The organism is Catellatospora paridis (assembly GCF_009720365.1).
GTDB classification, from domain to species: Bacteria; Actinomycetota; Actinomycetes; order Mycobacteriales; family Micromonosporaceae; genus Catellatospora; species Catellatospora paridis.
In genome coordinates this window covers 43,480-60,590 of the sequence record NZ_ML769316.1, presented here as the reverse complement: position 1 = coordinate 60,590, position 17,111 = coordinate 43,480, and the positions used below count along the sequence as shown (strand labels likewise).

Here is a 17,111-nt window from a genome sequence, read left to right as displayed (position 1 = left end):
GGTCAGCTCTCGGCGGTGGGCGGCTGGCCGGGCAGCTGCGCCGCCGCTTGGAGGATGGTGCGCAGCATCTCCTGTTCGTCTTTGGCCCGTTCGGCAGTGACCTTGATCGTGCTGCCGTCGGGCAGTGTCAGATTCACGGTGATGTTCGCGCGTCGGTGGATGAGCCAGGTCGACACCGCCCGTGCCAGGGCGGTGGCTGCGCCGGTCGAGGCGAGGGCGACCGCGAGCTCCGCGACGGCGCCCATCTGCCCGGCGGCGACCGGCGGTCGGGCGATCCGCACGCGGCCCCGCAGTTCCCGCTCCTGGTGCACCCAGCCCCACAGCGATTCGAGCTGGGTACTGTCACCGTCGACCGCGATCTGTATCTGCATCGGCACCACCGCTGGTGAGGTTGTAGTCGGAGACAGTCAACCGCCATCCTGCGACGCCGACAAGGCGCGTGCAGTGTCAGAACCGCGTCTCGCCGGCCGGTGGATCCCAAGGCCGGGTCGACTGCGCGCGCATGGCGGGAACGCGCTCCCGCCATGCGCGTGTCGGCTGCCGTTGGCGGTGACGGGCGACACTTGACCACGCCTGCCGATGAACACGGGAACAGTTCGCAACCCCACCACGCCGGGCCTGCGGTGCAACCGTGATGTAGGCGTCGAGTAACCGGCCTGCCGCAGGCTGTCGCGGCATTCATCCTGTCGCGACAGTGGGGGCCGGGCGCCATGATGCGTCGTCTGTTCTTGTACACCTGCGCCGCGGCGCTGCTGCTGCCGGCCGTGCCGGCGACGGCCGCGCCGCCCGCGTCACCGGCCGCCTGTGCCGAGCAGCCGACGGCACCGCAGGCGGCGCAGGCGGCCGCGCTCGCCGACGCCTGCGACCGGCCCCGAAACGACCTTCCTACGTGACCGACGTGCACATACCGCCACGCGCCACCCCTGCCGAAGCCGTCTACCGGGACCACCGCGACCACCTGGTGCGCCTGGCGTACCTGCTCACCGGCTCCCGGGAGCAGGCCGAAGACCTGGTGCAGCAGGCGTTCGCCTCCGCCTGGGACCGCTGGCAGGCGATCGACCAGCCGCTGCCGTACCTCAAGCGCGCCATCGCGAACCAGGCTGCCGACGCCCGGCGGCGCGGCATCCGCGACCGGCTGTTCCGCCAGCGGGCCCGGGTCGAGCCGATCACCGAGGTGCCCGAACTCGACGAGACCTGGGCCCACATCAAAACCCTGCCGCCACGCCAGCGGGCGGTCGTCGTCCTGCACTACTACGACGACCGGCCACTCAACGAGATCGCCGAACTACTCTCCCGGCCCGCCGCCACCGTCCGCTCGGACCTGCGGCGCGCCCTCGAACGGCTCCGGAAAGTGCTGAAATGACAATCGACCAGCGGCTGCGCCGCACCCTGCACGCCGTGGCCCAGGCCATGCCCGAGACGGCTGCGGTGAGAACGCCCCGCCGCCCTCGCAAACGAGTCGCGCTGCTGCTCACCGCACTGGTGGTTCCGCTTGCCGCCGGTGGCTACGTGCTGGGCTCGGAGTACGTCCACGAGATGCCGCCGACGAACGCGCTGCTCGCCGGGGACGCCCACGGCGAGCGCTACGGGCTGGTCCCGGGCCGGCTGCGCGACGAGTGCGGGATCCCGCTCAGCACGGTGGAGTTGGTGGTGGGGGAGTGGAACACCGTCGGCGCCGAATGGGACACCGCCGGTGTGAGCTACGGCGAGACGGTCGTGACCTGGCTCTCGGCACGCCCAGCGCGTCTCCCGGGCCTGGCGGTCGGGGCGAAGTCCGGACGGGGGCGTCCACGGTCTGCGGGGTGGACGAGACGGCCTGGCTTGCCGATCCGGCCCGCTTCGAGGCCGGCCACGTCAAGCTCGACGGGGACCGCATCTACCTGGTCGCCGTGCACCCGACGGTGACGTCCGTGCGGGTGAGCACGCCTGCCGGCGCCGAAACCGTCTCGACGGTCACCCCGCCGGCCCGGCCGGACGGCCCGCGCTACGCGGCCTTCGACGTCCCCGACGGATCCGGCGTCATCGACATGGCCCTGCTCGACGCCGCCGGGCACCAGGTCGGCGGGCGGGACCTGGCCAAGTCGCGTACCGGCAAGGGCTGACCTGCCCGCCCCGGCCCCCGGCCTCGCCTCCGCCGGTGTGCGCCGCCGAAGGCGAGGCCGGGACCTCGGCTACTTCTAGTCCCGGGCGAGCCGGCTCAGGAGGCTGGGGCGCGGCGGCGGGGCCGCATCGGGCTCGCGAGAAGTGTTGTACGGCGAGAGTCGGTCTCCCACAGGCGAGCCCGGCGACGTCAGCCAGTGATGTTGAACGCGTCGCCGTACACCTTCCACCTCAGCGGCAGGGCGAGGTTGAGGTTCCCGGCCTTGAGGAACACCCGCTGCGCGGTGTCCACCCGGCTGGTGTCCTCGTGCGCGGACTCGGTCCGCATCGCGGCGACCCGGGCGTCGAGGAACGCGTTCAGGTACGCGGTCTCGTCGCCGCCCTGCGCCGGGGGCCGGGCGTGTTTGAGCGCGGCCGCGCGGATACCGCCGAAGCTGACCGGGTCGTTGCCGGGCCCGTGCGTCACGATCGCGTCGTAGTAGATGAACTGGCCGAGCGCCCGCAGCCCGTCGGACTTGGCCCGCGCGACGGCCGGGTTGAAGTACATCGCATCGCGCACATCGTTCTGCGCCTGCTGGAACGCCTTGTCCCCGGCCGCGCTGGCCCACGCGGCGGTGAAGCCCGGGTCGAGCCCGGCGTGCGACGCCGACCCGTTGACGCGCCGCAGCGCGGCAAGGTAGCCGGCCAGCGCGTTCGACGGCTTGCGCCGGGTGTACAGCTCGACGAGCTCCAGCATGTCGCCGGTGCCGGAGCAGAAACCGATGATGCCGCCGGTGTAGCCGCGGCCGTCGCCGATGTCCTCGATGTAGCGGTACTGGGCCCGCCAGTTCAGCGACGAGTTCTCCGCACTGGACACCAGCTGCATTGCGATGTCCTTGAGTTTCGGGTCGTCAAGCCCGGCCCGGGCTGCGGGCCGCGGGGAAGCCGCGGGCCGTGGGCTCGGCGTGGCCGATGGTCGCGGCGACGCAACGGCCGTGACGCTGGCGGAAGACGTCTGCGGGACCGGTGACGGCGCGACGGTCGCCGTCGCCGTCGTGGCAAGTCCCGACGGGGCGGTCGGCTGCTCGCCGTCGGGGTTCACGAGCACGGCCAGCACGGCGATTCCCGCGACCGCACAGGCTGCCGTGCCGACCATCCAGACCCTGGGGTGTTCTCGCCTCATCGGGATCCTTCCGGTAACTCTTGACTTGGCAAAATACGGTTAGCGAGCCGGTGCCGGAGACGGTGAGTCGAACCAGAGCAAAATACAGCCACTGCACCAGCAAGTTGTCCCGCACCGGACCTACGACTGGTTTCGTTCGCGAGTTCTGGACCATTGAACCGGTGATCGTGGTCGTGGTGTCGGGAGGCGCCGGTCGGAACGGCTCGCGTCGCTCACCGGAGGCACGATCCTTCTCGTGATCGCCTGGACCAACGGTGCGCTCGGCTCGCGCAAGACGACCGCGGCGGCTTGGTGGTCAAGACGCCGGACGGGGGCGAAGCTGTTCGACCCCGAGTGTGTCGGCTACATGCTGGTCCCGTTCGCCGGGTCATCGACGGGCGGGTCGCGGTCATCGTGCCAGCACGGGACCTGACACAATTTGTATCCGTGCAGCCCGAACCGGACTTCGCCGCCAACCTCTATCAGGGCACGGCAGAGCGTTACGACCAATTCCGGCTCCACTACCCCCGGGTGCTCATCCAGGACCTGGCCATCCGGGCGCAACCATCACGGCATGGACGGTTGCTTGACCTCGCCTGTGGAACCGGTCAGCTCGCTTTCGCACTCGCCGACCTATTCGCCGTGACTTGGGCGGTCGATCAGGAACCGGACATGGTCCGGGTAGTGAAAGCGAAGGCGGCTCGGTACCGGCACAACATCCAAGCGATCATTTCGAGCGTTGAGGAGCTGTCTGCCGGGTCGGCGGCCTTCGAGCTGATCACCATCGGCAACGCCTTCCACCGGCTTCGTCGGGACCAGGTGGCCCGCCACGCGATTGAGTGGCTGCGCCCGAGTGGACATCTGGCGCTGTGCTGGTCGAGTTCTCCCTGGGCAGGACACGCCGCCTGGCAGAAGGCGCTAAGCGAGGTCCTGGACCAGTGGGCAAGCCGGCTGAACTCCCGCGACCGACTCCCACAAGGTTGGGCAGCCGCCCGCGAAGCCACACCTGCCAGACGAGCGATCACGGCCATCGTCGGTTCATCTTTGCGGCTGCCACGCCCCGCACCGCCCGGGATCGTCCCCGTCACGGGCGCAGTGTACGTCGGCGAGCAGAACCGGAACCACAGCACCAGCTCCGACGCGACCTACCACCCCCAGTGCACCGGCGTGGGATCAAGTCCACAACAACGGCATGCCGCTGGAATCCTCGCCTTGACCACTTTGGCGGCCCAGGCACTCCGGGTCGTCGCCGATCCGGACAGCAAGTGGTTCACTGACTGGCTCTGCGGAGACGGCGAAGCAGTCGAAGGGTCGGCGAGCAACGTCCGAGTACTGAACGGTGGTGCTCGCCGGCAACATTGACGTCGGCCGCGCGGGGACCGTAGGGGACCACACGTCATGCGTTTCGCTCCTACGCCAGCCTCGCATCTGCGTCCGATCGCCACCGACATCGCGCGGTCGACCGCTCCGGCATCGCCGCCCTCGACCCGGAGACCGGACGGGCGCTGGACTGGAACCCGACCCGCAGCCGGGGACAGGGCGTGCGGGCATTCGTGCGCTGCCCACAGGGCCTGCTGGTCGGCTCCGACACCGACGAGCTGGGCCACGGGTACCACGCCCGGATCGGACTCTTCCCTGCCGCATGACCCGTGCGAGGTAGATCTGGCTCCGTAGCAGGCTGTGCCGAGAGTGGTCCGGCATCAGGACACAACGTCCGATGCCGGACCACTCCCGCCCGTCAGTCCAACTCCAGCCGGGTTGTGGCGCGTCATGGCCTCCTGCTGTCAGGACTCTGGTTCGACGGTGCAACCGGACGTGGTGCCACGCCGGGGAACCAGTTCATCCATCGCGCCGGGGCAGGCAGCGGCTCTCGCCGCCGGCAACTGCGGCTACGCAGCCGGCTTGCGGTGCGCGTCGAGGCCGACAGCCGCGCGGGGATCGGCCGGGTCGCGTACCAGCCTGGCCACGGCCAGCCACATCAGCCGCTCGTCGCCGAGGTTGCCGGGCATGACCAACCCCAGGTGCTCGGCCAGCCGGACCCGGCCAAGGTTGACGATGGAGCGCACCGCCCCGTCCCAGCCGTCGACGGCACGCACCGCGGCGGAGTACCAGACCCGGGCGAGGACCAGCAGCGCCACCGCTGCGATCACCGGTTCCTGTCCGGTGATCGCCCCGGAGGACCTCGATGCGATGAAGACGAACGCGAGCAGCACGTGGCCTGACAGCAAGCATACGAAGAAGTCGACGTTGGTCCGGGCCGCGGATTCCTCCTTGCGGGCCTGTTCGTCGGCCACGCAGCCCAGTTCGCTCCAGAGGATCTGCGAGTCGAGTCCGAAGCGGCTCCAGGCGTATTCTTCGAGCCGGCGGATCGAGTTGCCCAGCCGGGTCGGCGCGATCTGGGCGTCGTCGATCGGGTAGCGGCGCAGCTGTTCGGCGACCAGGCCGGTCACCACGGCCGAGCCTTCGCCTCGTCTGGTGTAGGCGGCCAGCCGCCGGTGGCTGCGGTATGGCGCGATCGCCACGGTGACGTCCTCGCCGCGAGCTTCGGCCTCGGCGAGGCGCAGCGCGGTGAGCCGGTCGGTGAGCAGGCGTTTGCGTGCTAGCTGGCGCTGGCGGGCCCAGCGTTGCAGCGCCGAAGGCCACAGGGTGTAGCCCTCCAGGATCCGGTAGAGGAAGTTCTGCACGGCGGCCAGGACGAGCCCTGCGACCAGGACCCCGGACACGACGGCGACGACGGCGGCGGTGCTGGCTCCGCTGAGCAGGTCACCGATGCCGACGGGAGCCAGTGCCGGGGCTACGGCGACGAACAGTGTCACGTTGATCAGGGTGGGCAGGATCCAGCCCACCAGCAGACCCCAGCCGCCGCCGAGGATGCCTTTGGCGATGTCGCTCACGATCCGCCCCGCAGGCGGCGCAGGAGCCGCCCGACCAGCCCCGGGTTGTCGGGTGTCAGCGGTCCCGTCGTTTGGCCGTCTGTGGACCAGCCCTCTGCCAGGTCTGGTCCGGGCGGTGGGCCGCCCGGTGCCGAGTAGTGCGATGGCGCCGGGTAGAAGTCCGGTCCTGGCGGCGCGGCGGTGACAGGCGCTGTGTCAGCGCCGGGCCACGCCGGACCGGCCAGGTGGATCGGCACCGGCCAGTCGTTCGACGGAGGTTCACCCGACAAAGGCCCGTCGTTTTGCCAGGGGGTGGGCTGCTGCGGTTGCGCCCACGTCGGCTGTGCCGAGCCGTACAGGTCGGGGCCAGGCGGGGCGGCCGAGGCCGGCGCGTCGTCGTATGGGGACCAGTCAGCCGAGGGCTGGTGCTGCCACTCGACCGCGGGTTCGGTCGATGGGCCGGTCGGCTCATGGTCGCCTGGACGCATGGCTTCTCCTTCATTGGCGGTGTCCGTGACACGGTACACATAGGTCGTCGGACGCTGCATCGTCGCGCGCACCTCACCGAGCCGGTGATTCGACAGCGGAGGTGGCCTGGCTGCCGGCCGATCCCGCCCTCGGCGCGATCGTCGAAATCCTCTCAGCAGGGACCGCGTGCACCTGCCACCTCGTCGACGACCTCCGCGTGACACAGCTCGACGTGTCCAACCACCTGCACGAGCCGGACCGCGTCGCCGGTCATGTCCGGACGTCGTCCCGGTCGAGCTTGACCACCTGGACAAGCTCGACAAGAAGAACGGTATCGACGGGCCGCTCCGGCTCGGGCGGTGGACGCTGCGCCGGTTGCCGTACAGCGGGCTGATCAGGACGAGGAAGGGCGGCACCTCGGACGTGATGCCCACGGCCCGCTCTGTCCGCCGCAGCATCCGCTCTCTGGCCGTTACGCCCCGCCCGGCGTCGATGACGTCGCTGCGCACGTCGCCAGCAAGGACCCCGACCGCCGACGCCGTTGAGCCGGCGTGGCGGCCGCGAGGGCACCGGCGCGAGTGCCGCGCGGTCCGCCGGCGAGCGGCGGCACGGTGCAGACAGCGATACCGGTGTCGTCTTCCGACCTCGTGCGCACGGCGTTCGGCTACGAGGCCGCCGAGCGGATGGGCCGCCACCTGGGCCCGCTCATCGGCTGCGACACTAGTGTCAACGCGGTACGCCGATGCCGGTCGCCGACCTTGTCGCAGAACTGGTGTCCTGGTACTTCAGCCGAGTGCGGTGCGGATCCGCGCTGCCAGCGCGGAGGTCTGCTCTGGGCCGCAGTCCAGGATGCCGTTCTCGGCCATCAGCGCGTGGTATTGCTGCTTCTCGTATGGCACACCGGGCGGCAGCGGCGCAACATGCCAGTGGACGTGCGCGTTTCCCTGCATGCTCCCCAGCGACAGCAGATAGGTGCGCTCCGGCTGCGTCACCTTGCCCACCGCGCGAGCGATCCGATGCACCACGGCCTGCAGCGCCAGATACTCGTCCGTCGTGAGGTCGCGGACTACGTCCTCGACGTGACGACGTGGAACGACCAGCGTGTAGCCAGGCTGTGTCGGATAGCGGCTGAGGAACGCGGCATGAGTGCCATCGTCGTAGACCAATTGGTGCTCGTAGCCGGGCTCGCCAGCGAGGAACGCGCAGATGAAACACTTTCCAGAGCGGATCCGGCGTTCGTAGGCTGCGAGGTCCATCGGTATCCGATCGGAGTGATCGCTCACGCGGGCATCGTACCTGCGAGTCGCGTCATCCACAGTCCTTGCGACGCCCGCCGTGGAGGAGGAACGCGTCCATAGGTGGATGCATCACTTCGGGTGGTAGTGGAGCGACAGCACGTCCTGGCGGCGTTGTCGGAGGTACCAGTCCCTGGTCTCATCCAGGTCGAGGACATGTCGCAGCAGGCCGGTGTGTCTCGGGGCGAGTTCACCGAGCACCTCGCCACGTGGAGACACGACCATGCTCGGGCAATGCTGGTCGGGATGGGCGATGTTGGCAGACGCGAGGAAGCGCTGGTTCTCGGCAGCCCGGCTGATCAGATGGCTCCGCCAGACGCCTTGGGGTTCACGGGTGTTGGCGGCGTTGGTGAGGTATACGAACAGCGCGGCGCCCGCGGTTGCCAGCTGCTGCCACTGTTCCGGGAAGCGGATTTCGCGGCACAGCTGCATCCCGGCGATGACGGTCCCGTCGTTGTGCGGGACGTCGACGGTCGGCAGGTCTTCGCCGGGGTGCAACCGGCCGCGTTCGTTCATCGCGAGGTTGATCTTCCGGTAGACCTGATGACGGCTGCCGTCGGCAGGGAAGAACAGGCCAGCGTTACACCAGCCGCCAACCTGCGGCAGCAGCGATCCGCAGAAGACGTGCACCTGTCGGCGGGCCGCGAGCCGGGCCACCTGCGCCACCGCGTCGTTGACCGCGGCGGGGTCCAGCCCGTCCAGTGGCGCCAGATCTTCTCCGTAGCCGGACAGCATTCCCTCCGGCAGGACGACGACGTCGCCGGACCCGGCCTCGTGAAGAACGTCGCGCACCGTGCCGAGATTGGTGTCCACGTTCCAGACAGCGGGGACTTGGGCGATCATGAGGGACATCCGCACCGCGTCATCGTGGCCGACCGCGAGTGCCCGCGCAACTTCGCCTGCAGCACCCGACCTGTCAACGGATCAAGCCGGCCGACGGGTGTCGGCGTCGACCAAGCGGTGTAGCACGATGTTGCTACGGACGAACGGGTGCGGATCCGCGAGGAGCAGCGCGACCGTGTCGGCCGGCAGCGCAGGGTTCGTCGCGATCGCGATCGTGCCCAAGGATGCCGGACGCAAGGGGACCAGGCGGGGACCACGGGTAATGCCTATCAGTCCCGCACGCCACCCTTCAGCGCCGTCGGATCACGACCAGGTTAGAAGGCTGGTCCCCGATTGTGGGACCGGCCTTTCTTGCGTTCTGGGACCAGTTGGTGGGCTGGAAGCGCATCTTGACCGTGGGTCAAGTTAGCCGGGCTCGCGCAACGCGAGGTGGCCGGGCGGTACGGACCTACACGTCATTGCTGAAGCCGCGTCGGCTGCGGCCACGCCTGCCGATGAGCTGGCGTCGTTGCTTCAGAGTTCGGACTGGCTCAGGCTGGTTCGCACGAAAAGATCGAGCAGTTCCGGGCCGACCGTGTCAGGATGCCCGGCATGTCTAGTCGCGCGCTTAGCTTCGGAGTGATGGCGGAAGCATACGAACAGTTCCGGCCGGGGTATCCAGTGGAGCTGCTGGACATGGTGATGGCGTACGCAGGTCGCCCGGTTCGGACCGCCCTTGAGATTGGCGCTGGGACAGGCAAGGCAACCCGTCTGTTCGCTCAACGGGGGATCACCGTCACTGCGACCGATCCTGACGGGGCCATGCTCGCCGAGCTGCGCAAGCACGTGCCAGCAAACGTCCAGGCTGTGCGAAGCGCGTTCGAGGACCTGGGACCGGGCGAGAGCTACGGGCTGGTTTATGCGGCAGCGGCACTGCATTGGACGAATCCGGAGGGTCGGTGGCCGCGCATGGCCGCGCTACTGGAGCCGGGCGGCGTGTTTGCCTCGTGCGGTGGACCAATCCGGCTGGCTGACCCAGCGGTGGAGGAGGCAGTGCGCGTGGCCCGGGCACCGTTCTTGGAGAACGACGAGGTTCCGTCTCCCGACGGGACGCCTCCGGAACACGACATGCAGTGGCCCGGTACGGAACTCCAGCAGTCCGAGTGGTTCGCCGATGTTCAGCAGTCCGTGATCGAGCGGCGTTTGACGATGAGTGCTCGCGACTACGTCGGTCACCTCTCCACCGTCTCGGCTTATCTCGTATTGCCGGTCTCCGAGCAGGAGCAGGTCTATAGGCGGATCATGCAGGTTCTGCCTGAGGCGGTCGAGATTGTTGCCGACGTCATCGTCCATCTCGCGCGTCGGCGCTGCGAGCCGTAGTACCTCCATAATCAGATGTCCGCTCCTGACCACGGTCAGCCGGTTCTGCCACGAGGCGCGCGGTCGTACCCGGGTACCAGACACAGGGGACCAGGCGGGGACCACACGTCATACGTCTCGGTCCTGGACCATCCCTGCAGCGGTGTTGGATCACACCCTGTATCGCGCGTGACGTGCATAGACGGGTGGTCACCCGTCCTGGGGGTCAGGGGGTCGTCGGTTCGAATCCGGCCAGCCCGACAGCGAGAGGGTTTCCGCTGGTCGCGGACCACGGAGACCCTCTTTTTGTGGTCTAGGGACGTCGGCCAAAGTCGAGTACACCGTTGGTGGACCCCTTGACTAGGCGAGGTACTGGGTGACAACCCTCAATGCTGGAAGGTTTGGTCGGAGGGCGGGGGATCGGCGCCGTTGCGTTGCTGGATCGGTGGGGCGTTGGACCCGCGTCGTGGCGCGATCAGACCGCCTTGGCGAGTTCGGCGAACGCATCGGCGACTCGCCGGGCGGGCGCGTACAGCTGGCCTGAGCAGTGACGCCGCCTGCTCGGTGGTGACCGGTGCGGTCAGGATTCGGCTGATGCCCGAGGCGGGTCGGCCGGGCTGCGGGGGTCGGCGAGCAGTAGGCGACCGGGCGGATGCGGCAGGGGGCGGGTGGTCGTGACGCGCAGCCCGTCGAAGGCCAGTTCGAGGTAGCGCCGCCAGGCCTGCGGCTGGGTGTCCAGCACCGGTGCGGCCGTCTGGTGGATGCCGCCCAGCAGCAGCACGATGTCCGTTCCCGTGATGTCGGCGCGTACGCCGCCCTGTTCGCGCGCCCGCGCCGTCAGCGTCTCGGCGACGTGGCCGAGCTTCGCGATCGCGTCCCGCACCTCGGCATTCTGCAGTGACGGGCGCCCGATCACGTCGCAGAACGCGCGGTCGCCCGCGAGCGCTTCGACGCCGGCCGTCATGAACTCCCATAGCGCCGCCGCTGCGTCGTCGGCCTGGAGGAGCCGGTCGGCCGTGCCGGTGAGCCGGTCGAGCAGCTGGAGCATGATCGCCGCGAGCAGGTCCTCCTTGGTGGCGAAGTGCCGGAACACCGTGCCTTTGGCGACACCTGCGCGCTGGGCGATCTCGCCCATCGAGACGTCGACCCCGCGCTCGGCGAAGGCTTCGGTCGCGGCCCCAAGTAGCAGGCGCCGGTTGCGCACCATGTCCGCCCGCTGGCCTGCGATGGCAGTCGTCTCGGTCATGGGTGCCTCCTTTGATGTGGAGCCTATCACCAACATGACCGTCCGGTCATGTTAGCTGCTACGGTGAACATGACCCGGCGGTCAGTTTCCGTCGGGGCGGCCCGCCGGCGTGCGCCTGGCGGTCGCACGAACTCTGGGAGGAAACGTGAGCAACACCCTTGACGGAAAGGTCGTCCTGGTCACCGGCGCGTCTTCGGGCATCGGGCAGGCCACGGCGCTCGCCCTGTCGCAGGCCGGCGCCCGGGTCGCGGTCGGGGCCCGGCGGGCCGACCGGCTGCGGTCGCTGGCCGAGCGGGCCCCCGGCGAGATGCTGGCCCTCGACCTGGACGTCACCGACCTCCAGTCGGTGCAGGACGCGGTCGCGGCGACCGTCGCCCGCTTCGGAGCCCTCGACGGCCTGGTGAACAACGCGGGCATCATGCTCAGCGCCCCGATCCTGGGGGCGGACACCACGCAGTGGACCCGCATGGTCGAGACCAACCTGCTCGGCTCGATGTACACGGTCCACGCCGCGCTGCCGCACCTGCTCGCGGCCAAGGGCGCCGTGGTGCAGATCTCCTCGACCTCGGGGCGCATCGCGTCAGCCGCGAGCGGCGCATACGCGGCCACGAAGTTCGGCATCACCGCCTTCGCGGAGGCGCTGCGGCAGGAGGTGACCGCGCAGGGCGTGCGGGTCGTCGTCGTCGAGCCCGGCTTCGTCTCGACCGAGCTGACCAGCCACATCACCGACCCGGCCATCCAGGCCGCGGCGAAGAACATGGCCGAGTCCATGCGCACGCTGCAGCCCGAGGACATCGCCGCCGCCGTCCTTTATGCGCTCACCCAGCCCGAACACGTCGCCGTCAACGAGATCCTCATCCGGCCGACCGACCAGACCCGCTGAGCCGGGCCACCTGATCGCGCTGTTGTCAGTGGGTTCGGGGCGCTGGCGTTGCCTTGACCATCCTCACCGCCCGACACTTCCGCTGACCAAACACGATGCGGCGAGCCGCGGGTCACTGCCGCCTGGCACGCTTTCCCAAGATCGCGTCGCAAACGGCATCGCTACCGACGCGATCTTGGGAAGGTGTCATCGCGGATGGAACCTACAGCTGACAGCGGGAAGACTGTCGCGCCAGCCGGCCAGAACTCGACGGCGCTCTCGCCGGTAGGCCAGCAGACAATCGTCGCCGGTAAGCGCCGCTGGCGCTGCGGTCGTACGGGTCTCCCGCGGTAGACAGAGATCACCACCGCCAGAGTACGAGGAGTGCTAGGACCCTCTTTGCGAACTTGAAGCGGCGCTCGGCGGTCCGGTGCGGGCAGGTCACCAGCCGTGATCATGACCGCGGGCGGCGCGTAAGGTGTCAACGTGCTCTCCACAGTGAACCGCCCCCTGGCCCGGATCGGCATCGGCTGAGCGGCGTGGAGTCGTTCTTCACGCGGACCCCGCAGGCAACCTGGCCGAGGCCGACCGGCCGACTGCACATCTACGCGCCGGTCAACGCCGAGGTGACCGCCATGGCCGCACGGTACCAAGGCCTGCTCGCCGCGCGCGGGTTGCGCGAGTTGTCCCGGCAACCGGCACGCTGGCTGCACATGTCCGTCGAGCACCTCACGCGCCACCTGGACGAACTCACGCCCGACCAACTGGAGACGCTCACCGGGGAGCTGCGGGCCCGGCTCGCCACTGTGCCTGCGTTCTCGCTCCAGGTCGGACCGGCACTGGTGTCGGCTCACTCGATCACACTCGACGCGTTCCCCGACCAGCCGTGGCGGCAGCTGCGTCGGGCCGCCCGGTCCGCGGCGGTCGCTTCCCTCGGTGATGACGCGGTCGCGCAGACATCGGGACCAGGTCAGCCGCACGTCACGGTCTCCTACTGCACGGGGCACGTCGACATCGAGCCGCACCTGAGTGCTCTAAGCGCCCTGCGGGTCGGCCGTGCCGAACTACCGGTGCAGGCGGTGCACCTGGCCGCGGTCGAGCAACATGTCGGCTCCGGCACCTACACCTGGACGTCAGTGGCACAGATCCCATTGATGCAGACATGACCATGGCGCGCGGATTGCGAGCGGGTTCGTTGCGTTGAACCTTGGCATGGTCGAGGCACACTCGAGCGGTGAAGTCGTCGACCCGCTCACGTCCGCTGTCGCCCGAGGACTTCGGAGTTGCGGTCGGTCACCCGTCCTGGGGGTCAAGGGGTCGTCGGTTCGAATCCGGCCAGCCCGACCAGTGAAGGGGTTTCCGCAGGTCATTGCCTGCGGGGACGACCCGGTCGGCGTCGGCGGCTCTGAACAAGCACTCGGTGGCGAGCTGCCATTCCTGTGGCTGGCAGACCGCGGCGGCCGCCGGCTCGCCCCGGACGGCATCAAGATCATACTGCGGAGGCTGGGGGAGTAGGCCGGCATCAAGCACAAGTGATCATTGACGGACACGCGTTCATGCAGAATCTCCGCCGCGGACACTGCGACATGGCGATAGACATCCCGCCCGCCCAGCGGTTCGCCGCGGCGTTCGCCGAACTCGCCATGGCGATCTGACCGCAGGTCCGACACGGGTCCAACCAGTCTCCGAATCACGTAACGCAACGGCACCCTTAGAAGGCCCCAGCGCACACCGCCGCCGCGCGTCTGCCCCTACTTCCCCGGCCACGCCGGCCGGCTGCTTTTGACGGTTAGCCGGATCGCTTGGTGGAGCAGGAAGCATCCGAGTAGCACCATCAGGATGGCCACCGGCCAGCGCAGCGGATCCGGCATGTACAGCGCGAGGAACCACACCTTCTGTTCGGCACCGGCGAGCAGGATCACCACTGGGATGACGCCCTGGGGAATGAGGCAGAGCGGGCCGAGGATCCAGGAGAGGCCCGCGACGAGGCTCTCCCGTCTGGACAGCTTGGCTTTAGGCACGTCGACCTTGGGTGCCGCCACGGCAACGGTCTTCGCGGCCCGCCCGGTGCGCATCTGGTACAGCATCTCGGGGCCCTTGGCCCGTAGCCGGCCGATCGCGACCCGCCCCAGCCACCACCCGAGGAAGACGCCTGTGGCCAGCCCGACCGGGCCACCGGCCCACAGCAGCGCGGCGTTGTCGTACACGGTGCCGAAAACGACCGTCATGACGGCCGGAACGGCTGGCAGCAGGCCGACCCAGAACAGCACCTGGGACTGCCACGGGGTCTCGCCGTGCTCGAGCGGGTTGTCCGGCCGCTTGTGCGCGTCCGGGCCGGGCGCCAGCGCCACGACCGAGGTGTACAGGGCCAGGCCCACGCCGCCGCCGAGTAGGGCCGGCACCAGCGCGAGCACCCAGGGCCAGGCCCAGGTGTACCCGCTCCAGAGCGTGAACCCGACCGTGACGGCGACGGTGAGCGACCCGAACACCAGCAGGTACGCCCACTGCCGCCCGCGCAGGTCTTCGTGTTCGGTGCCGGTCTGCAGGGTCAGCCACAGCGCGGTGCCGTCTGGGGCGTAGAGGTTGCAGGCCACCGTGGCCGCCATCAACGCCATGCCCGGGCCGGCCCAGGGAAGCACCGCCGTCCAGCCCAGCGTCAGCGGCAGCAGCGCGGTTCCCAACGCCCACCCGAGTACGATCGCCAGGATCTGGGTCCGCGCCGGGTCGCGCCACCAGGTGCGCAGTTCCTTGCGTACGACGGCCGCGGTGCGCCCGGCCAGCACCGGCGAAGTGGCGGCCGGCGCGTGGCTGCTGCCGCGGATCGTCGTCCGGCCGTGGCGCAACGATCCCAGTGTGCGGCTCCACCCGAGCAGCAGGAGGCCGCTCAGCGCGACCATGGCAGCCAGCATGCCGACCGCGCGCCACCACTGTCCATGGCGGGCGGACTCGACGGCGGCCACGCCCCATCCGGACGGGATCGCCCGCACCACGGCCGAGTACCCCGACGGGAACCCGGTTGAGAGGACTTCCGAGTAGGCGATCACGACGACGACGATCCAGCCGGACTGGGTGAGCACCAGGAACGCGGCGAGCAGCAGCCCGGTGAACGCCGAGCCGAGGCGCCCACGCGCGATCAGTCCGAACACGCTGTGGGACGCACGGGACAGGAGCACCACCAGCACCAGCTGCAGCGCGGCCGCCGGCACCGAGACGAGCGCCGGCAGCACACCCTGCCGGATGCCGTACACGACGAGGCTCAGGAAGGCCAGTGCTGTCACTGCGGTGGTGACGCCGACGAACGCGGCACCGAGCAGGCCGATCGCCAACTGCCGTCGTGGCATCGGCAGCAGCGCGAAGTGCTCGACGCGCAGGACCGACGAGGCGCCCCACACCGGGCCGACCACCCACCCGAGCAACCAGACGACGTAAGTCGTGGCGAGTAGATCAGGGACCACGCCAGGACCGGACGGGTTTACCAGGCTGAGCCAGACGGTGGTGGCGGCGGCCAGGAGGCCGAGCACGCCGCCGGTGATCATCAATGCGGCTCTGCCGCCGGTCATGGAGTTGCGGATGATCGCGAGCTTCATCCGGATCAGGACGTCAACCATGACAGCCCCTCCGTGGCCCGGACGTCGTCGCCTGCCAGCCGGACGAAGGTCTCCTCGAGGGAGCCGCGGCCGCGGACCTCGTCGAGCGGACCGGCCGCCACCACCTTGCCCTTGACCATGATGGCCACCGTGTCGCACAGCTGCTCGACGAGCGCCATGACGTGGCTGGACAGCACCACCGAACCGCCGTCGGCCACGAACCGTGCCAGGATCGCCTTCAACGCCATCGCCGACACGGGGTCGACCGCCTCGAACGGCTCGTCCAGCACCAGTAGCCGGGGCGCGTGCAGCAGCGCGGTCGCCAGGCCGATCTTCTTTCGCATGCCGGTCGAGTAGTCGACGACCAGCGTCCGTTCGGCGTGCTCCAGGTCCATCACGTCGAGCAGTTCGCGGGTCCGCTCGGTGATCGCGGCCGGGTCGAGGCCGCGGAGCTGGCCGAGAAACGTGAGCAGTTCCCGCCCGGTCAGCCTTTCGGGCAGCGCGAGACTGTCGGGCAGCACCCCGATCAAGGCCTTGGCCCGTTCCGGGTCGGACCACATGTCGACGCCGAACACGGACGAGCTGCCGGCGTCGGGCCGCAGCAGCCCGACCGCCATCGACAACGCCGTCGTCTTGCCGGCACCGTTGGGCCCGACCAGGCCGAAGAACGATCCCGCGGGAACGGTCAGGTCGACCCGGTCGACCGCGGGGTTGCCACCGAAAATCTTGGTCAGGCCGGCGAGTAGTAGCGCCGGCGGCCCGTCTTCCTGCGCCGACTGGTGCGAGCCGGTGGCCTTCCTGATCGAGTCTGGCATCGCTTCACTGCCGTTGACCACGGTTCTCCTATCGCTACGGGCGTCGTAGCCGATGCGGCCGCGCTGATGCGCCAGCCGGCGTCGGTGCGCACGAACTGGATGGATTTCATCCCGCCGCCCGGCGTGGGGGACACCTTTCGTGCGGCAATGCTCAAGTTAGGCGCGCCGCGTACGGCCCGGTATGACGCTGCCTGCCGAGTGGGGGTGTAGTTTCCCCCACCCCCGCCGGGTGCCTTCCAACTGTGCGCCGACCGCCGCCGATCGGCGGCGAAGGTGAGCATGATCTGGTCGTACGCCCTCGCCGCGCTCCGCGGACTCCTCCTTGCACTGCTGGCGTCGAGTCTTCCGACGCCGGCTAGAGAATGCACGAACTCGCTGAACGGATGGGACACGACCCCGCGACTCGGGAAGCCGCGCTGTGCGCAGGACCGCCAGCCGAGGTCGAGCCGCTCGTGGACGCCTTGACCCCACGCACCAGGGCGGCGAAGACGCCGCTGGCGACCGACCACGGCGACGGTCTGCACGACCAGGCCGGGTGATCTG

At 69.4% G+C, this 17,111-nt stretch carries 17 protein-coding genes; 9 read left to right on the top strand and 8 right to left on the bottom strand.

Annotated features, from left to right (window positions below; genetic code table 11):
• Positions 1 to 2: 2 nt before the first annotated feature.
• On the bottom strand, positions 3 to 371 hold the full coding sequence (locus F9C41_RS15940; protein WP_196279797.1) for an effector-associated constant component EACC1: 369 nt from the start codon (positions 369 to 371) through the stop codon (positions 3 to 5).
• Between the two features lie 342 nt (positions 372 to 713).
• On the opposite strand from F9C41_RS15940, the gene F9C41_RS40685 reads away from it, so the two are divergent.
• The 3 genes from F9C41_RS40685 to F9C41_RS15930 all read left to right on the top strand — a co-directional run bounded on the left by F9C41_RS40685 (position 714) and on the right by F9C41_RS15930 (position 2,102).
• Positions 714 to 893, top strand: coding sequence for a hypothetical protein (locus F9C41_RS40685; protein WP_196279796.1), 180 nt, complete (start codon positions 714 to 716; stop codon positions 891 to 893).
• Positions 890 to 1,363, top strand: a complete 474-nt coding sequence (locus F9C41_RS15935) for an RNA polymerase sigma factor (RefSeq protein WP_196279795.1) — start codon at positions 890 to 892, stop codon at positions 1,361 to 1,363. The genes F9C41_RS40685 and F9C41_RS15935 overlap by 4 nt, the downstream gene beginning before the upstream one ends.
• Before the next feature lie 439 nt (positions 1,364 to 1,802).
• The gene (locus F9C41_RS15930) at positions 1,803 to 2,102 is read left to right on the top strand and encodes a hypothetical protein (RefSeq protein ID WP_155387590.1); all 300 of its coding nucleotides are present in this window, start codon (positions 1,803 to 1,805) and stop codon (positions 2,100 to 2,102) included.
• Positions 2,103 to 2,290: 188 nt separating this feature from the next.
• On the opposite strand, the gene F9C41_RS15925 is transcribed toward F9C41_RS15930, so the two are convergent.
• Positions 2,291 to 3,262 carry a chitosanase gene (locus F9C41_RS15925; RefSeq protein ID WP_330164770.1) on the bottom strand — a complete coding sequence of 324 codons (972 nt, stop codon included), beginning with the start codon at positions 3,260 to 3,262 and terminating at the stop codon, positions 2,291 to 2,293.
• A 426-nt stretch (positions 3,263 to 3,688) separates the two neighbouring features.
• On the opposite strand from F9C41_RS15925, the gene F9C41_RS15920 reads away from it, so the two are divergent.
• Positions 3,689 to 4,603, top strand: a complete 915-nt coding sequence (locus tag F9C41_RS15920; protein WP_196279794.1) for a class I SAM-dependent methyltransferase — start codon at positions 3,689 to 3,691, stop codon at positions 4,601 to 4,603.
• 527 nt (positions 4,604 to 5,130) lie between these two features.
• Here F9C41_RS15920 and F9C41_RS15910 read toward each other — a convergent pair.
• The 3 genes from F9C41_RS15910 to F9C41_RS15900 all read right to left on the bottom strand — a co-directional run bounded on the left by F9C41_RS15910 (position 5,131) and on the right by F9C41_RS15900 (position 8,720).
• Positions 5,131 to 6,135 (bottom strand): hypothetical protein, encoded by a 1,005-nt coding sequence (locus tag F9C41_RS15910; RefSeq protein ID WP_155387588.1) that lies wholly within the window; start codon positions 6,133 to 6,135, stop codon positions 5,131 to 5,133.
• Positions 6,136 to 7,367: 1,232 nt separating this feature from the next.
• Positions 7,368 to 7,865 carry an HIT family protein gene (locus F9C41_RS15905; protein ID WP_230689658.1) on the bottom strand — a complete coding sequence of 166 codons (498 nt, stop codon included), beginning with the start codon at positions 7,863 to 7,865 and terminating at the stop codon, positions 7,368 to 7,370.
• 84 nt (positions 7,866 to 7,949) lie between these two features.
• Positions 7,950 to 8,720 (bottom strand): carbon-nitrogen hydrolase family protein, encoded by a 771-nt coding sequence (locus F9C41_RS15900; RefSeq protein WP_230689657.1) that lies wholly within the window; start codon positions 8,718 to 8,720, stop codon positions 7,950 to 7,952.
• 621 nt (positions 8,721 to 9,341) lie between these two features.
• Between F9C41_RS15900 and F9C41_RS15895 the strand changes: the two genes are divergently transcribed.
• A complete protein-coding gene (locus F9C41_RS15895; protein ID WP_230689656.1) occupies positions 9,342 to 10,079 on the top strand; it encodes a class I SAM-dependent methyltransferase in 738 nt (245 codons plus the stop codon).
• A gap of 559 nt (positions 10,080 to 10,638) precedes the next feature.
• Here the strand turns inward: F9C41_RS15895 and F9C41_RS15890 are convergent.
• Positions 10,639 to 11,304: a TetR/AcrR family transcriptional regulator gene (locus F9C41_RS15890; protein ID WP_155387586.1), complete on the bottom strand. Its 666-nt coding sequence runs from the start codon at positions 11,302 to 11,304 to the stop codon at positions 10,639 to 10,641.
• A 145-nt stretch (positions 11,305 to 11,449) separates the two neighbouring features.
• Here F9C41_RS15890 and F9C41_RS15885 point away from each other — a divergent pair, with 145 nt between their 5' ends.
• The 3 genes from F9C41_RS15885 (at position 11,450) to F9C41_RS41270 (ending at position 13,821) form a co-directional block, all read left to right on the top strand.
• The gene (locus tag F9C41_RS15885) at positions 11,450 to 12,187 is read left to right on the top strand and encodes an SDR family NAD(P)-dependent oxidoreductase (protein ID WP_155387585.1); all 738 of its coding nucleotides are present in this window, start codon (positions 11,450 to 11,452) and stop codon (positions 12,185 to 12,187) included.
• A gap of 518 nt (positions 12,188 to 12,705) precedes the next feature.
• Positions 12,706 to 13,332 carry a 2'-5' RNA ligase family protein gene (locus F9C41_RS15880; protein WP_155387584.1) on the top strand — a complete coding sequence of 209 codons (627 nt, stop codon included), beginning with the start codon at positions 12,706 to 12,708 and terminating at the stop codon, positions 13,330 to 13,332.
• 366 nt (positions 13,333 to 13,698) lie between these two features.
• Positions 13,699 to 13,821, top strand: coding sequence for a hypothetical protein (locus F9C41_RS41270; RefSeq protein ID WP_407924703.1), 123 nt, complete (start codon positions 13,699 to 13,701; stop codon positions 13,819 to 13,821).
• 96 nt (positions 13,822 to 13,917) lie between these two features.
• Here the strand turns inward: F9C41_RS41270 and F9C41_RS15875 are convergent, their stop codons facing one another.
• Together F9C41_RS15875 and F9C41_RS15870 are read right to left on the bottom strand one after the other, a co-directional pair.
• Positions 13,918 to 15,774 carry a hypothetical protein gene (locus F9C41_RS15875; protein ID WP_155387583.1) on the bottom strand — a complete coding sequence of 619 codons (1,857 nt, stop codon included), beginning with the start codon at positions 15,772 to 15,774 and terminating at the stop codon, positions 13,918 to 13,920.
• A complete protein-coding gene (locus F9C41_RS15870; RefSeq protein ID WP_155387582.1) occupies positions 15,759 to 16,568 on the bottom strand; it encodes an ABC transporter ATP-binding protein in 810 nt (269 codons plus the stop codon). Before F9C41_RS15870 ends, F9C41_RS15875 begins: the two co-directional genes overlap by 16 nt.
• A 383-nt stretch (positions 16,569 to 16,951) precedes the next feature.
• Between F9C41_RS15870 and F9C41_RS15865 the strand changes: the two genes are divergently transcribed.
• Positions 16,952 to 17,107: a hypothetical protein gene (locus F9C41_RS15865; RefSeq protein WP_155387581.1), complete on the top strand. Its 156-nt coding sequence runs from the start codon at positions 16,952 to 16,954 to the stop codon at positions 17,105 to 17,107.
• Positions 17,108 to 17,111: the final 4 nt, after the last annotated feature.

What these genes read in the sequence shown, in the direction of transcription:
- F9C41_RS15870 (WP_155387582.1), bottom strand. Translation starts at nt 16,568, where the DNA reads ATGCCAGACTCGATCAGGAAGGCCACCGGCTCGCACCAGTCGGCGCAG.
- F9C41_RS15925 (WP_330164770.1), bottom strand. Translation starts at nt 3,262, where the DNA reads ATGAGGCGAGAACACCCCAGGGTCTGGATGGTCGGCACGGCAGCCTGT.
- F9C41_RS15865 (WP_155387581.1), top strand. Translation starts at nt 16,952, where the DNA reads ATGGGACACGACCCCGCGACTCGGGAAGCCGCGCTGTGCGCAGGACCG.
- F9C41_RS15895 (WP_230689656.1), top strand. Translation starts at nt 9,342, where the DNA reads ATGGCGGAAGCATACGAACAGTTCCGGCCGGGGTATCCAGTGGAGCTG.
- F9C41_RS15900 (WP_230689657.1), bottom strand. Translation starts at nt 8,720, where the DNA reads ATGATCGCCCAAGTCCCCGCTGTCTGGAACGTGGACACCAATCTCGGC.
- F9C41_RS15940 (WP_196279797.1), bottom strand. Translation starts at nt 371, where the DNA reads ATGCAGATACAGATCGCGGTCGACGGTGACAGTACCCAGCTCGAATCG.
- F9C41_RS15890 (WP_155387586.1), bottom strand. Translation starts at nt 11,304, where the DNA reads ATGACCGAGACGACTGCCATCGCAGGCCAGCGGGCGGACATGGTGCGC.
- F9C41_RS40685 (WP_196279796.1), top strand. Translation starts at nt 714, where the DNA reads ATGCGTCGTCTGTTCTTGTACACCTGCGCCGCGGCGCTGCTGCTGCCG.
- F9C41_RS15875 (WP_155387583.1), bottom strand. Translation starts at nt 15,774, where the DNA reads ATGGTTGACGTCCTGATCCGGATGAAGCTCGCGATCATCCGCAACTCC.